Origin of the sequence: Lutibacter sp., from assembly GCF_041596795.1 — a bacterium.
Taxonomy (GTDB): domain Bacteria; phylum Bacteroidota; class Bacteroidia; order Flavobacteriales; family Flavobacteriaceae; genus Lutibacter.
This window is the reverse complement of the sequence record NZ_JBFHHX010000078.1, coordinates 1-16,111: the sequence shown is the minus strand read 5'-3', so window position 1 is coordinate 16,111 and position 16,111 is coordinate 1. Positions and strand designations below refer to the sequence as shown.

The window sequence follows — 16,111 nt, the reverse complement described above, 5'->3', positions numbered from 1 at the left end:
GAACTAGAAGCAAAAGAATTAAAATTAGCTGCTGAAAATAGTCGATTAGAAAAACTTCAAAAAGAATTAAAACAACGCTCAGAACAAATAGACGAACTTCAAGGTTTAATAAATGCCAAAGAAGCGCAAATGCAACAGTTAAAAAATGCAATTTCAAATGCGTTGCATAATTTTGAAGGAAAAGGATTAACAGTGGTTCATAAAAATGGTAAAATTTACGTTTCTATGGAAAACAAATTATTATTTAACTCAGGAAGTTGGGCCGTAGGTGTTGAAGGTAAAAAAGCAGTGGAACAATTGGCAAATGTATTGGCAGAAAATAAAGATATTAATGTATTAATTGAAGGACATACAGATGATGTTCCGTACACAGGAACTACCTTAATTGACAACTGGGATTTATCGGTAAAACGTGCCACTGCAATAGTAAGAATTTTAGAAAACAAAGGTGTAACTCCAACTCAAATTACCGCAGCAGGTAGAAGCGAATTTGTACCAGTTGATACAAACAAAACAGCTGAAGGGAAAGCAAAAAATAGAAGAATTGAAATTATTCTAGCGCCAAACTTAGATCAAATTTCAAAACTTTTAAAAGACTAACTAATGAGAAAATTATTTGTAATAGTAACAATATTAGCACTTAATATAGCATATACACAGGAAAATTCTAAAAGCGAAAATCTTCAAAAAATGGAAGATTCCATTTTTGAGAAAAAGTTAGATTCTATAAAATTACAATTTCACGATGAGGTTAGTGCAATTGATAGTATGTGGATTAATGAATTAATTAATTCGCCTTTAAATGATACGTTGAAATATTCTATAGATGAAGATGAAAAATATGAACCTGAATTAAAGGAATTACCAACAAAATTGTTAAAAAAACGTTTAGCTGATTTAGATAGTAAAACACCTTTTAACGTGGAATACAATCCGGAATTAGAGCAAATAATTAAATCGTATTTACTAAAAAGAAAACCAGCTTTATCCATAATTATGGAACGAGCGCGGTTTTATTTTCCAATGTTTGAAGAGCATTTAGATAAATATAATATTCCGTTAGAATTAAAATATTTAGCCATTGTAGAATCTGCTTTAAGACCAACAGCCAAATCTAGAGTTGGAGCTACTGGTTTATGGCAGTTTATGTATCAAACAGGAGTTTTATACGACTTAAATATTAGTTCTTATATAGATGAACGTTCAGACCCAATTAGAGCAACAGAAGCTGCGTGTAAATACTTATCTACTTTATATAAAATTTATAACGATTGGGATTTAGCTTTGGCAGCGTATAATTCTGGTCCTGGAAATGTAAACAAAGCAATTAGACGTGCAGGTGGAAGTACTAATTTTTGGAACATCAGAAATTATTTACCAAGAGAAACTGCTGGTTATGTACCTGCTTTTTATGCAACAATGTATATTTTTAAATATGCAAATGAACATAATATTGTTGCCAGAGAAAATGCTATAACACGTTTTGAAACAGATACTATTAAAGTTAAAAAGCAAATTAGTTTTAAACAAATACAAGAAACACTAAATGTGGACCCTGAAATTTTAAGGTTTTTAAATCCGCAGTATAAACTAGAGATTATTCCCTATGTAAAAGATAAAAATTATGTGTTAACATTACCTATTAAACACGTAGGAAATTTTGTAAGTAATGAAAACCTAATTTATGCGTATGTAGATGCGCAAGCGGCTAAAAGAGAGAAAACCATACCACAAAATGTAGTAGTAAACAATCAGATTACCTATAAAGTTAGAAAAGGTGATTATTTAGGAAGAATAGCAAGTAAATACAAAGTTTCAGTAACTAGTTTAAAACGTTGGAATAATTTAAGAAGTAACAATGTTACAATAGGTCAACGATTAAAAATTTACACAAATAATACTGGTATTGCTGCATCAAGTAGTTCAAGTAAAACAACCGTAAAAGAGATACCAAAAGGCGGGTTTGAAACATACACTGTTAAATCTGGAGATTCACTTTGGACCATTGCTCAAAAATATGCAAATGTTTCTGCTGCAAATATTAAAGATTGGAACAATATTTGGAGTGCTAAAAGTTTAAAACCAGGAACCAAATTAAAAATTTTTAATAAATGAAAAAAATAGCAATGCTTTTAGTGTTTTCTGTCTTGTTTATTTCGTGCAATCCAGCAAACGATAAAAAAGTACTTAAAACTGCAAATGGTAGAATTAACAGTTTGTTAGTTGTAATGAAAAACAGCCAATGGCAAGGCGATTTAGGGAATGAACTTAGAAAAATATTAGCAGAACCTGTAATTGCATTACCACAGCCAGAATCACAGTTTGAAGTATCACAAGTTCCATTAGAAAGTTTTGGAAGTATGTTTAAGGCTACCAGAAATGTTTTAAGCGTTAGTTTAGGCGATGAAAACTCGTTTACTGTAAATACAAATGTATATGCTTCACCCCAAAAAATTATAACAATAATTGGTAAATCAGAAGAAGAATTAATTGATTTAATTGTTACTAACAATAAAAAAATTGTTTCTGAATTTAAAACATCCGATTTAGCTACAGTACAAAGAAATATTTTAAAGAAATATTGGGATCCAACAAAAATTAAAACTTTTCAAGAACAAGGGTATTCAATAAAAATACCAAGAAATTATAATTTTGTTGATGATACTGGAGATTTTGTTTGGTATAGATATCATATAGATGGCGCAAATAGTATGGAAATTATAACATATTCATATCCAATTGAGAGTGAAAATGATGAAAATGGAAACGCCATTGTAGCACGTAGAGATTCTATTGGTAAAAAATATATTCCTGGAGAAGTAAAAGATTCTCATATGATTACGGAAGAAGCATTTACACCTCATATTTTTGAAGTTACTTTAGATGGTAAAAAAGCTTTTGAAACAAGAGGAAAATGGGAAGTGAAAGGAATGTATATGGCTGGTCCTTTTTTAAGCTATTCAGTAATTGATAAAGCAAAAAATAGAGTAGTAGTTGTAGAAGGATTAACATACGCTCCATCTGTAAACAAAAGAGATTATATGTTTGAAATTGAAGCAATTTTAAAAACGTTAAAAATTAACCAATAGGTATTTTATAAAAACAAAAAAGGCTGTCTGAAAACTTTACTTTTCAGACAGCCTTTTTTTGTAACCAACAGTAGGTTTAAAAAACCTAAATATTAAGTATATTGCACAAACTATTTTATACAAAAATGAACTGGATTCAATTACTATCATTAAAAAGATTTGGAGATACACAACACAGAGCACGTAAAGATCAAGATGAAACTAGATTAGGTTTTGAAGTTGATTATGATCGTATTATTTTTTCAGATTCTTTTAGAAGTTTACAAGATAAAACACAAGTTGTTCCACTATCAAAAACCGACTTTGTACACACGCGTTTAACGCATAGTTTAGAGGTAAGCGTAGTTGCCAGATCTTTGGGTAGAACTGTAGGAGAAAAAGTGCTAAAAAAGCATCCAGAATTAGTTGAAGAAGGTTATAAAATGAACGATTTTGGAGCTATTGTAGCTACCGCAGCATTGGCTCATGATATTGGAAATCCACCTTTTGGACATAGTGGAGAAAAGGCTATTGGAGAGTATTTTAAAAATGGAAACGGAATTAAATTTAAAGAATTTCTTTCCAAAAAACAATGGCAAGATATTATTGATTTTGAAGGAAATGCAAATGGTTTTAGACTTTTAACTGAAAGTAAAAATGGAAGTGAAGGCGGATTGCGTTTGTCTTTTGCAACATTGGGTGCTTTTATGAAATACCCGAAAGAATCACTACCTAAAAAACCAACAAGTCATATTGCTGATAAAAAATATGGAGTTTTTCAATCTGAAGTTCCATTTTTTAAAGAAGTTGCAACTGATTTAGGATTAATTTCATCAGGAAACAATGAAGATATTTCATACAGAAGGCACCCATTAGCTTATCTTGTTGAAGCAGCTGATGACATTTGTTATACAATTATAGATTTTGAAGATGGTATTAATTTAGGCGTAATTGAAGAAGATTTTGCACTGGAATATTTAATTAAACTTGTAAAAGATACAATAGATTCTAAGAAATATCATCAATTAGAATTTAAAAAAGATAGATTAAGTTACTTAAGAGCATTGGCAATTGGAACACTAATTTCAGAAGCTTCAGATGTGTTTTTAAAAAATGAAGACGCTATATTAAAAGGGGAATATCCGTTTTCTTTGTTGGATAAATGTAAGTATGAAGCACAAATTAATGACATTATTAAATTAAGTGTAGAGAAAATATATAGAAGTAGGGAAGTTATTGAAAAAGAATTAGTTGGCTATAATGTTATAGGTAAATTATTAGATGTTTTTATTACATCAATAAATAATAGTTACGAAAACACTTTAACAAATTACGATAGATTGGTTTTAAATTTGTTACCTGAAAGTTTGCAAAAACCTAAAGAAACTATGTATTTAAGAATTTTATCAATTTGTGGATTTGTTGCCAGTTTAACCGATGGTTATGCTTTGCAATTGTATAAAAAATTAAATGGATAAAGTAACTTTAAAAGTTGAGAGATTTTAATTTTATTATTGAAAATTATATAAAAACCCAACACCTAAAACTTGTTTAAGCTGAATTTTTGGACCTATAGTTTCTAGAATTCCATCATCATCAATATCCTTTTTATTACGTACATCATCATCAAAAAGAAAGTGCGAACCAATATTAGCTGTTACATATTTGTTAATGGTTAAATCGAAATTAATTTCCCAGTCAAAATCTATATTTCCATAATTATTTACATAGTCAGAATATAAAATTAGTTTATTTCCCATCTGAATGTTGGTCATAACTTCAGTTTTCCACTCACCAGAAACAAGCATACCAAATTCCATTTTAGTATTTTCACCTTTGGTTAGTAAATTTCCATCATCATCATAGGTAGCTTCTTCAACACCATAAGAACCTTTGTTAGCCAGTGTTCTATCAAAAACAAAAGTAGTTTTATTGGTAATTGGCGATAAATACAATTTAAAATTATTTGCTTTATCGGCGTATTCAGATCCAACACCTAAAAATAAATATGCAGGAGCGAAAAATCTTGAAATTGGCGTGTCTGTATCTGGATATTTATAGCCGTTGGTATATTGTGTTTTAAAACTAAATTTTGCAGAATTATACCAGTTAGATTTTACGTTTTTTCGGTAACCAAAAGTTGAATTTACTTCAAATAAGTCTTCAGTTTTTCTTAGTTCTCTATCTTCTTCTTTATTTAAACCATAATTACTTTTTAACTCATTAGACCAAGTCATATGATTGTTTTTGTAATTTTTAGTTAATTGAACTTTTATAATGCCAGCAATTGAATTATTTCCTCCAGCATTCCAATTTACAAACGAATTTTGAGTGAATAATAAGTTAAGTTTATTTTTTGTTTTCCAATGACTTATAACACTAATGGAATCTTTTTTTAGTGCTAAAGAATCATTTAGTATAGTTGCGTTTAAAAAGTGTGAAGTTAGAAAAACTAAAAGGGTAAATATTTTAAATTTCATTAGACTATTTTAATAAAAAAATAAAACGCTAATTTAAGAACTTTAGTATTAAAAAATCAATAAAAACTAAAAATTTAAAAGTGTTTTTAGTATAATTTCTTTAGAAAGCTCTATACTTTTAAACAATTCGTAAATTTCACCATGTTCAATAAATTTATCAGGAATTCCTAACGTTTTTATAGATGTATTTTTGTAATTATTTTTTGAAGCAAATTCTAGAACAGCACTTCCAAAACCACCTTGTAAAGCACCATCTTCAAGAGTAATAACAGTACTAAATTTTTTAAAAACGTTATGTAATAAGGCTTCATCTAAAGGTTTTACAAAACGCATATTATAATGTGCATATTTTTGTTTAGGTAATTCAGTTTGAAGTTCAATAATTGTATTTCCAATAGTTCCATAGGTTAAAATAGCAATCTCATTTCCTTCAGTAATGCATACGCCTTTACCAATTTCAATAGTTTGCATTGGCAATTTCCAATTAATTAAAGTTCCTCTACCTCTTGGGTATCTAATTGCTAAGGGGAAATTTATTCCTAACTGAGCAGTATACATTATATTCCGTAATTCTATTTCGTTTAAAGGCGCAAAAATTACCATATTTGGAACGCATCGTAAATAAGCAATATCAAAAACGCCATGATGTGTTGCGCCATCTTCACCAACAAGTCCAGCTCTATCAATACAAAAAATTACAGGAAGATTTTGTAACGCAACATCATGAATAATTTGATCATAAGCGCGTTGTAAAAAAGTAGAATAAATGGTACAAAAGGGAATTAATCCTTGTGTAGCCATTCCTGCAGCTAAAGTAACTGCATGCTGTTCAGCAATACCAACATCAAAAGCTCTTTCTGGAATTTCATCTAACATTAATTTTAAAGAACTTCCTGTAGGCATTGCAGGAGTAATTCCAACAATTTTAGTATTTTTTTTGGCTAATTCTACAATGGTTTCACCAAAAACATCTTGATATTTTGGTGGTTCAATTTTGGCGGTTTGTGGTAATAATTCTCCAGTATCTTTATTAAACTTTCCTGGCGCGTGGTATTTAACTTGGTTTTGTTCGGCTTTTATTAATCCTTTTCCTTTGGTGGTTATTATGTGTAAAAACTTAGGACCTTTAATGGTTTTTAAGCGTTCTAATTCGGTAATTACAGCAGTAATATCATGGCCGTTAATTGGACCAGAGTAATTAAAATTTAACGCCTCAATAATATTATTTTTTCGAACTTTTTTCCCAGCTTTTACATTGGTAAAGTAATTTTTTAACGCTCCAACGCTAGGGTCAATTCCCATAGCATTATCATTTAAAATAATTAACAAATTAGCATCTGTAACACCTGCGTGATTTAATCCTTCAAAAGCCATTCCACTAGCTATAGAAGCATCGCCAATAACCGCAATATGATGTTTATTTAAATCGCCTTTTATTTTTGAAGCAATGGCCATTCCTAAAGCCGCAGAAATAGAAGTTGAAGAATGACCAGTTCCAAAAACATCATATTCACTTTCACTTCTTTTTGGAAAACCTGAAATACCTCCCATTTGTCGGTTGGTATGAAATTTTGTGCGTCTTTCAGTTAAAATTTTATGTCCGTATGCTTGGTGACCAACATCCCAAATTAGCAAATCGTTTGGTGTATCAAAAACATAATGCAAGGCAATGGTTAATTCCACAACACCTAAACTAGCACCTAAATGTCCTTCTTTAGTTGCTACAATATCAATAATAAAATCGCGTAACTCTTTGGCAACTTGTGGAAGTTGATTTTTGGAGAGTTTGCGTAACTCAATTGGACTATTAATTTGTGCTAATAAGTTTGTGTTCACATTACAAAATTAAACTATTTATTGTAGGTTGATTAAAAAAAATTATTTTTGAAATATGATAGATCCTTTTGATGATATTTATTTTATGAAACGTGCCTTGCAGGAGGCAGAATTTGCATTTGAAAAAAATGAAGTTCCGGTTGGTGCTATAGTTGTTATGAACAATCAAATAATTGCGCGCGCACATAATTTAACAGAAACGCTAAACGATGTTACTGCTCATGCAGAAATGCAAGCTTTTACGGCTGCGGCTGATTTTTTGGGAGGAAAATACTTAAAAAATTGTACTTTGTATGTTACTTTAGAACCTTGCCAAATGTGTGCAGGTGCTAGTTATTGGACCCAAATAGGACGAATTGTATACGGTGCAAGCGAAGAAAAACGTGGATTTACAGCTTTAAAAACAACACTACACCCAAAAACGGTTGTAATTGGTGGCGTTTTAGAAGATGAGTGCAGTAAATTATTAACAAGGTTTTTTATTGAAAAACGGAACTTAAATTGAGTTTTTATCTGATTTACTTCTTTCTTCTAAATCGTTTTTAAATTTTTCAAAAGTAAAATCCTTCATGTTTTTGTTTTTATACCGGTGATAAATAAACAAAGGCATAAAAATAAAAGCAATAGCTAAAACACTTATTCCTATTATTATTTCACCAAAAGTATCTCCATTACTTTTTATATAAAAACCATAAGTTAAAGCGGTTAAAATAAGTACTAAAATTGTGATTAAAATGTATTTCATAATTACGCGGTTACATTAATTAATTTTCTTCGGTATGAGGTTAATAGTCTAGATTTTGAAATAAAACCATAGTATTTTCCATCTTTTAAAACAGGTAAATTCCAGGCTACAGTTTCCTTAAATTTATCCATAATTACCTCCATAGAATCTTTGTCATAATCTATAATTGCAGGAGCAATTTGCATTAAATTTTTTGCCTTAAGCTTTTTGTACAGTTTTTGTTCAAACATAATACTTCTAATGTCATCTAACATTAAAATTCCTAAAAATTCATTGTTATCATTTACAACAGGAAAGTGATTTCTGGTTGATTTAATTACGGCTTCATTAACAATATCTCCTAAATTCATATTAGGATGAATTAGAATAAAATTGGTTTCAATTACCTTATCAATATCCATAAGTAACAAAACTTTTTTATCCTTATCGTGTGTAATTAGCTGACCTTTTTTAGCTAGTTCTGCGCTATAAATATTATGAGGAATGTACGTTTTTGTAATTAAATAACTTATTGCAGAAACAATCATTAAAGGAACAAAAAGTTGGTATCCGCCCGTAATTTCCGCAATTAAAAAAATAGCCGTTAACGGTGCTTGTAAAATACCAGCCATTAAGCCGCCCATACCAGCCATAGCAAAGTTTGCCGTTGATAATTGATGATCAAATAAATTACTACTATTTATAATTAGGGCAAACACATAGCCTGTAACTGCTCCTGTAAAAAGCGTAGGTGCAAAAACACCACCTACTCCACCAGCACCAAAAGTTAGAGATGTGGCTACAACTTTAAATAAAATTAATCCTATTAGAAATACAATAATAATTAAAACGTTATCTGGTTGAATATGAAAAATATTGTTTGAAATTACCTTGCCAATATCTCCAGTTAAAATATTATTAACAGTTGAATAACCTTCACCAAATAAAGGAGGAATTAAATATACCATAACACCCAATAGAATTCCACCAAATAAGAGTCTTTTATGAAATCCTTTAAAATCTTTAAAAAATGCACCAATTTTAAAATATATTTTACTAAAATAAATAGATGCTATTGCTGAAAAAACTCCAAGAAGTACATAAAAAGAAACATCTTTTAATTTAAACTTATCTATTATTTCAAAGTGTAATAAAATATCATCACCAAAAAAGAAGTAAGAAGTTAACACGGCTGTAATTGAAGCCAATAAAATTGGAATCATAGAAACCATGGTTAATTCTAAACTAAATATTTCTACAGCAAAAACAATGGCTGCTATTGGAGCTTGAAATATTGATGAAAATACACCGGCTACTGCAGCGCCAATAAGTAGTGTTTTAGTGGTTTGATTTAAATGAAATAGACGCGCAAAATTTGAACCCAATGCCGCACCTGTTGCAACTATTGGCCCTTCTAAACCAGCAGAACCTCCAAAACCTACAGTAAAAGGAGCTGTTATTAATGATGACCACATTTGATAACTTGGTATGATTCCTTTTAATTTTGAAATAGAAAACAGGGTAACAGGTATTCCATGTCCCATTTTTTTTCGTATTAAGTATTTTTTTATAACAAATACTATAATTAAACCAATAAGTGGAAAAATAAAATAGAAAGCATTATGTATATCTTTAATAATTCCCTCTTCTAATAGTTCTTGAATGAAGTGGGTTGAATTTTTTAAAACAACTGCAGAAAAACCTGCCAGTAAACCAATAATAGCACTAGAAATATTTATAAATTGTTTATCAGAAATATGTTGAAATCTCCAAATTAAAAATTTTTTAAGAATTTTTTTGAATCCTGATGACATTATGAGTTGGAATATAAATAAGAAGGGGCAAAAGTACTAAAAAATAGTTGTAGCCATTATACAATATGGTATTTTTTCATAGGCTGTTTTAAAAGGAATTTTTAATGTAACTATTTTAGGTGTTTTTCTTTTTAGATGAAATATTTAAGCAGTAACATTTATAAGTTTTCTTCGGTAGGAAGTTAGTAACCTTGATTTTGATATAAATCCGTAATATTTTCCATCTTTAATTACGGGTAAATTCCAAGCTACAGTTTCTTTAAATTTTTCCATAATTACTTCCATAGTATCTTTATCATAATTAATAATAGCAGGAGCAGTTTGCATTAAACTTTGAGCTTTTAGTTTTTTATACAACTTTTGCTCAAACATGATACTTCGTATATCATCTAACATTAAAATTCCTAAAAATTCATCGTTTTCATTAACCACAGGAAAATGATTTCTGGATGATTTAATTACGGCATTTTGTATAATATCACCTAAATCCATATCAGGTTTTAAAACAATAAAGTTCGTTTCAATAACCTTATCAATATCCATTAGCATTAACACATTTTTATCTTTATCATGAGTAATTAATTCTCCTTTTTTTGCTAATTCTGTTGCGTATATATTATGAGAAAGATAATATCTAGAAATTAAAAATGAAATAGATGCTACAATCATTAAAGGAATAAAAAGTTCGTAACCTCCTGTTATTTCAGCTATTAGAAAAATTGCGGTAAGCGGAGCTTGTAAAATTCCAGCCATTAAACCAGCCATACCAACCATAGCAAAATTGGTAGAAGATAGTTCTCTCTCAAACAAGGAGCTATTGTTAATTATTAATGCAAAAACATATCCAGTAATGCTACCAGTAAAAAGTGTTGGAGCAAAAACGCCACCAACTCCACCAGCACCAAACGTTAATGCCGTTGCAATAACTTTAAACAATATTAGTCCAACTAAAAGGGCAATAATAATTAAAACATTATCAATTTCAACATGTAAAAAATTATTAGAAACAATATCAGTTATATTTCCTTTTAAAATGTTATTGATTGTAGAATAACCTTCACCAAAAAGTGGAGGTACTAAAAATACCATAATACCCAATAAAATTCCTCCAAAAAGCAATCGTTTGTGAGCGCCTTTAAAATCTCTAAAAAAAGCACCAATTTTAGCGTAAACTTTGCTAAAATAAATGGAGACTATAGCAGAAAAAACTCCTAAAAGAATATAAAATATTACATCATTTAGCACAAACGGATCTTGTAAATTAAAGTGCAGTAATACATCTTTTCCAAGGAAAAAATAAGATGTTAGAACGGCCGTGATTGAAGCTAAAAGTAATGGCACCATAGAAGCTAACGTAAGTTCTAAGCTAAAAATTTCAACTGCAAAAACAATTGCCGCAATGGGAGCTTTAAAAATTGATGACATAGCGCCAGCCGCGGCAGCACCAATAAGTAGTGTTCTGGTTGCTTGGTTTAAATGCATTAAACGGGCAAAGTTTGAACCTAATGCGGCTCCTGTGGCAACGGTTGGACCTTCTAACCCAACAGAACCTCCAAAACCTACGGTTAAAGGTGCGGTAATTATGGATGACCACATTTGGTGACTTGGTAAAATTCCTTTTAATTTGGAAATAGCAAATAAGGTGGTTGGAATTCCGTGTCCAACTTTTTTTCTAATTACATATCTCTTAATCATTCGGACTAAAAACAGACCGATTATTGGGAAAATAAAATAAAATGCAATGTGAATATCATTAATAAATTCACCTTCTAATAAATGCTGAATAAAATGTGTTAAGTTTTTTAAAACAACTGCTCCAAGTCCTGCTAATAATCCTATTACAGCACTAGCAATGTATATAAACTGTTTGTCGGAAATGTGTTGATATTTCCAAATTAAAAATTTCTTTAAAATATTTTTAAATCTATCCGACATTTGAGTTTATAAAAATTGGTAAAATCAAAAGTACTAAAATAGAGTTACTTCGCATTTCTTTTAGGGCAATTTTTGCACTTTTTCTCACCTTTCTTCTTGTACTTTTCGCAGCAGCTATCTTTAACAGATTCCTTTTTTAATGAATCCCAGTCAAAGTCGTAATTAAAAATGCTTTTTGGTTTATCTTTTGCCACTCAAACGTTATTTAGAATGATTTTAAGCAAATATATAAATTGTTTGAAAATCAACGTATAAAATAAAATTTTTGTTGCTGTAAATTTAAAGAACAACTAAAAATGGAGTTGATAATTTTAGTAGTTTTTTAAAAATTTTTGAATGTCTTTATTAGCTCCATATAGAACTAAAATATCATCTTTTTCTAAAACTAAGTCTGCAGATGCAACACCTTGTACTTTATGTACGCTAATATTTTTTCCAACATTACTTATTTCATTGGTTTTTTTAATTGTTGTTAAAATTAGAATATTGTATTTTTTTCTAAAATCAATTTCACCAATTTTTTTTCCGGCATATTCATTGGGTACATTAGCTTCTACTAAACTGTAATCATCACTTAATTCATAAGAATCTACCAAACCAACTAGGCATAATTTTTTTGCCCAACGTTCTGCTGTTTCTTCTTCGGGGTGTACAATTTCATCAACCCCTAAAGCATTTAAAACCATTTCATGTAAAGGGTTTATTGCTCTGCTTATTAATCTTTTAACATTTAAATTTTTAAATAAAGCGGTAGCCATTACATTTGCTCCTTGATCTTCTCCTATGGCAATAATTACAACATCTGTATCTTTTAAAGGTAAGCCAGAAACTGTAAAATCATCTGTAGCATTCATACATATTGTATGCGAAATTTTTTCTTTTAAGGCATCAACTTTTGCCATGCTAGAATCTATTCCAATTACTTCGTTTCCTTGATTTGTTAGTTTTTCTGCAAGTGATGCACCAAAATTTCCTAATCCTACAATTAAAAATTTCATATCTATATTTTTTATTAATTAATGGTTATCTCTTCCGTTGGATAACGATAATTTTTATGTTTTACTTTTTTAAATATTGCTATTAAAATGGAAAGCATACTTACTCTACCAATAAACATAATTAGTATTAAAATTAGTTTACTAGCATCAGATAGATTTCCTGTAATTCCTAAACTTAACCCAACGGTACTGTAAGCCGAAAAACATTCAAAAGCCACATTTAATAATCCTTTATCTGGGTCAAAAATTAAGATTGAAATAATTCCAATGCCAATTATAATTAAAGATAAAGATATGGCAGCAAAAGCTCTTCTAACTGTGCTATCTGCAATTTCTCTTCGGTAAATTTCAATTCTCGATTTTCCTTTGGCTAGGCTTATAAAATTTAATACTGCAATTGCAAATGTGCTGGTTTTTATTCCACCTCCAGTGGAAGCTGGTGAAGCACCAATCCACATTAAAAGAATTGTAACCATAATTGTTGGAACCGTTAATGTAGTCATATCAACAGTATTAAAACCGGCAGTTCTTGGTGTTGCTGATCCAAATAATGCTGTTACAAATTTTCCAATTCCGTGATGTTCAGCCAATGCATTATTATATTCAGACAGGTAAAAACTTACAGTACCAATTACCAATAATGAAAATGTGGTAATTAACGTAATTCTGCTATTTAAACTTAAAACCCAAGGTTTGTATTGTTTTTTCCAACTTTTAATACCTAATAATTTTCTGGTTAGGTAATATTTAGAGTATTTTAAAATATTAACTAAAATAGGGAATCCTAAACCACCAAGAATTAGCAATAGTATTAGTAAAAATTGTAAAATGTAATTAAATCTAAAACCTGTTTCGTACAAACCATTTTGTAAGGTTGAAAACCCTGCATTGCAAAAAGCGGAAATGGAGTGGAAAATTGCAAAAAACACTTGGTTAAAAACCCCATCAAACAAACTTGAATTTAAACTAAAGAAAATTAATAGTGCTCCAATTATTTCAATAGTAAAAGTAATTACAATAATTCTACTTAAGGTATTAAAAACTTCTCCAATTTTTTCTGAATTTGTCATATCGCTTAAAATCAATTGATTTTCATACGATGATACTCCTTTAAAAAAGTAACTAAAATAACTTGCAAAAGTTAAAATACCAATTCCGCCAGCTTGTATTAAAATTAGCAATATTGTTTGTCCAAATTGCGTAAAATAACTACTAGTATCAACAACAATAAGTCCGGTTACACAAACTGCACTAGTTGATGTAAATAATGCATTAACAAATGATATACCAGAGTATGTTGCATTTGGGAGCATTAATAAAAGGGTTCCTATAAAAATAATAACTAAAAAACTGATGATAAATAATTGCGCAGGGTTTAATAAAGTGCGCTTGTAGTTAATGTTTTGTTCGGAAAATTCTCTTATAAAGGTTAATAAAATGGAAAGTTTTATCCAATTATCATTGTATAAAAAAGAAATATGTTTGTGTGCTTCTTGTGAAAAAAAGTGAATGTAAATAACACCTAAAGTTATTAAAATACTTATTAAGTCAAATGTCCAAACTTTTGCTTCAATTTCTTTGCGATGTGTAAAATATCGTATAAAAGTTGTAACAATTCCAATGCTTAATATTAGTAAATAAAAGCCATTTATTATTCTTTGTAATTTTATGGATTGATCAAAACCAAAATCAAAAATTAAAATAAACACCCCCAAAAGAGTAAGTATAAAAGCTATTTTATATAATAACTTTAAGTTGAAATATTTATTTAAATGTTGAATCAACTTTTATAACTTTAATTAATTTTATTAAAAAGCCTTTAGCCAAAAAAGCCACACCTAGTTATCAAATTTAAATGGCGTGGCTTTTTTATTCTTAATTTATGTTAAATTATAAATCTAATTTTAAGCATAATTCTTTTAATTGAGCATCATCAATTTTTGATGGAGCATCAATCATTACATCACGTCCGCTATTATTTTTTGGGAACGCAATAAAATCACGAATGGTTTCTTGTCCACCCAAAATAGCAACCAATCTATCCAATCCAAATGCTAAACCACCGTGTGGAGGTGCTCCATATTCAAAGGCATTCATTAAAAATCCAAACTGATCTTTTGCTTGCTCTGGAGTAAATCCTAATAAATCAAACATTCTTGCCTGGGTTTTTTTATCGTGAATACGAATAGATCCACCACCAATTTCATTTCCGTTTAATACCATATCATAGGCATTTGCACGTACCTTTCCAGGATCTGTATCTAATAAATGCATATCTTCAGGTTTTGGTGATGTAAAAGGGTGATGCATTGCGTGGTAACGGTTTGTTTCTTCGTCCCATTCTAATAAAGGGAAATCTAACACCCAAAGTGGCGCAAATTCGTTTGGTTTACGCAGGCCTAAACGCGTTGCCAATTCCATACGTAAAATGCTTAATTGAGTTCTAACTTTATGTGTGTTTCCAGATAAAACACAAATTAAATCGCCAGGTTTTGCACCTGTTTTTTCGGCCCATTTTGCTAAATCATCTTCAGTATAAAACTTATCAACCGATGATTTGTAAGTTCCATCTTCATTACAACGCACATATACCATTCCTAAAGCACCAACTTGTGGACGTTTAATCCATTCAATTAGGTTGTCAATTTCTTTTCGTGTATAAGTGTTTCCACCTGGAACAGCAATACCAACCACTAATTCTGCATTGTTAAACACGCCAAAATCTTTGTGCTGAGCAACATCGTTTAACTCACCAAACTCCATTCCAAATCTGATGTCTGGTTTGTCGTTTCCGTAAGTTTTCATAGCGTATTCGTATGAAATTCTTGGAAATTTTTCTACTTCAATACCATTAATTTCTTTTAATAAATAGCGTGTTAATCCTTCAAATGTGTTTAAAATATCTTCTTGTTCCACAAACGCCATTTCACAATCTATTTGTGTAAATTCTGGTTGTCTGTCGGCACGTAAATCTTCATCTCTAAAGCATTTTACAATTTGAAAATATTTATCTAAACCTCCAACCATTAACAATTGTTTAAATGTTTGAGGCGATTGTGGTAAGGCGTAAAACTGACCTTCGTTCATTCTACTTGGCACCACAAAATCACGTGCGCCTTCTGGTGTAGATTTAATTAAAACTGGTGTTTCAACTTCAATAAAACCTTGGTCTGATAAATATTTACGGGTTTCTATAGCAACTTTACTTCTAAAAATTAAGTTGTTTTTTACCGGATTTCTTCTAATATCTAAATAT

At 29.9% G+C, this 16,111-nt stretch carries 13 protein-coding genes; 5 read left to right on the top strand and 8 right to left on the bottom strand.

Annotation, left to right across the window (positions count from 1 at the left end):
• From ABY298_RS10190 to ABY298_RS10175, 4 genes are all read left to right on the top strand, one after another.
• The coding region (locus ABY298_RS10190) for an OmpA family protein (protein WP_372745948.1) at positions 1-600 on the top strand (600 nt) is incomplete at its 5' end.
• A 3-nt stretch (positions 601-603) separates the two neighbouring features.
• The gene (locus ABY298_RS10185) at positions 604-2,115 is read left to right on the top strand and encodes a LysM peptidoglycan-binding domain-containing protein (RefSeq protein WP_372745947.1); all 1,512 of its coding nucleotides are present in this window, start codon (positions 604-606) and stop codon (positions 2,113-2,115) included.
• Positions 2,112-3,089 carry a DUF4837 family protein gene (locus ABY298_RS10180; RefSeq protein WP_372745946.1) on the top strand — a complete coding sequence of 326 codons (978 nt, stop codon included), beginning with the start codon at positions 2,112-2,114 and terminating at the stop codon, positions 3,087-3,089. Before ABY298_RS10185 ends, ABY298_RS10180 begins: the two co-directional genes overlap by 4 nt.
• A gap of 125 nt (positions 3,090-3,214) precedes the next feature.
• Complete coding sequence (locus tag ABY298_RS10175; RefSeq protein ID WP_372745945.1) at positions 3,215-4,546, top strand: deoxyguanosinetriphosphate triphosphohydrolase; 1,332 nt, start codon at positions 3,215-3,217, stop codon at positions 4,544-4,546.
• Positions 4,547-4,579: 33 nt separating this feature from the next.
• Here ABY298_RS10175 and ABY298_RS10170 read toward each other — a convergent pair whose 3' ends face one another.
• Both ABY298_RS10170 and dxs read right to left on the bottom strand, forming a co-directional pair.
• Positions 4,580-5,548 (bottom strand): DUF3078 domain-containing protein, encoded by a 969-nt coding sequence (locus ABY298_RS10170; RefSeq protein ID WP_372745944.1) that lies wholly within the window; start codon positions 5,546-5,548, stop codon positions 4,580-4,582.
• Between the two features lie 66 nt (positions 5,549-5,614).
• A complete protein-coding gene (gene dxs, locus ABY298_RS10165; RefSeq protein ID WP_372745943.1) occupies positions 5,615-7,384 on the bottom strand; it encodes a 1-deoxy-D-xylulose-5-phosphate synthase in 1,770 nt (589 codons plus the stop codon).
• A 55-nt stretch (positions 7,385-7,439) separates the two neighbouring features.
• Here dxs and ABY298_RS10160 point away from each other — a divergent pair, with 55 nt between their 5' ends.
• On the top strand, positions 7,440-7,889 hold the full coding sequence (locus ABY298_RS10160) for a nucleoside deaminase (RefSeq protein WP_372745942.1): 450 nt from the start codon (positions 7,440-7,442) through the stop codon (positions 7,887-7,889).
• Here the strand turns inward: ABY298_RS10160 and ABY298_RS10155 are convergent.
• From ABY298_RS10155 to aspS, 6 genes are all read right to left on the bottom strand, one after another.
• The gene (locus ABY298_RS10155) at positions 7,881-8,129 is read right to left on the bottom strand and encodes a hypothetical protein (RefSeq protein ID WP_372745941.1); all 249 of its coding nucleotides are present in this window, start codon (positions 8,127-8,129) and stop codon (positions 7,881-7,883) included. The two genes, ABY298_RS10160 and ABY298_RS10155, sit on opposite strands and share 9 nt — an antisense overlap.
• A 2-nt stretch (positions 8,130-8,131) precedes the next feature.
• Positions 8,132-9,922 carry a chloride channel protein gene (locus tag ABY298_RS10150; RefSeq protein ID WP_372745940.1) on the bottom strand — a complete coding sequence of 597 codons (1,791 nt, stop codon included), beginning with the start codon at positions 9,920-9,922 and terminating at the stop codon, positions 8,132-8,134.
• Between the two features lie 144 nt (positions 9,923-10,066).
• Entirely contained in the window at positions 10,067-11,857 is a 1,791-nt protein-coding gene (locus ABY298_RS10145; protein ID WP_372745939.1) for a chloride channel protein, read from the bottom strand.
• A 311-nt stretch (positions 11,858-12,168) separates the two neighbouring features.
• Complete coding sequence (locus ABY298_RS10140) at positions 12,169-12,855, bottom strand: TrkA family potassium uptake protein (RefSeq protein WP_372745938.1); 687 nt, start codon at positions 12,853-12,855, stop codon at positions 12,169-12,171.
• Between the two features lie 14 nt (positions 12,856-12,869).
• The gene (locus tag ABY298_RS10135) at positions 12,870-14,570 is read right to left on the bottom strand and encodes a TrkH family potassium uptake protein (protein ID WP_372745937.1); all 1,701 of its coding nucleotides are present in this window, start codon (positions 14,568-14,570) and stop codon (positions 12,870-12,872) included.
• Positions 14,571-14,745: 175 nt separating this feature from the next.
• On the bottom strand, positions 14,746-16,111 hold a 1,366-nt coding region (aspS, locus tag ABY298_RS10130), incomplete at its 5' end, for an aspartate--tRNA ligase (RefSeq protein ID WP_372745936.1).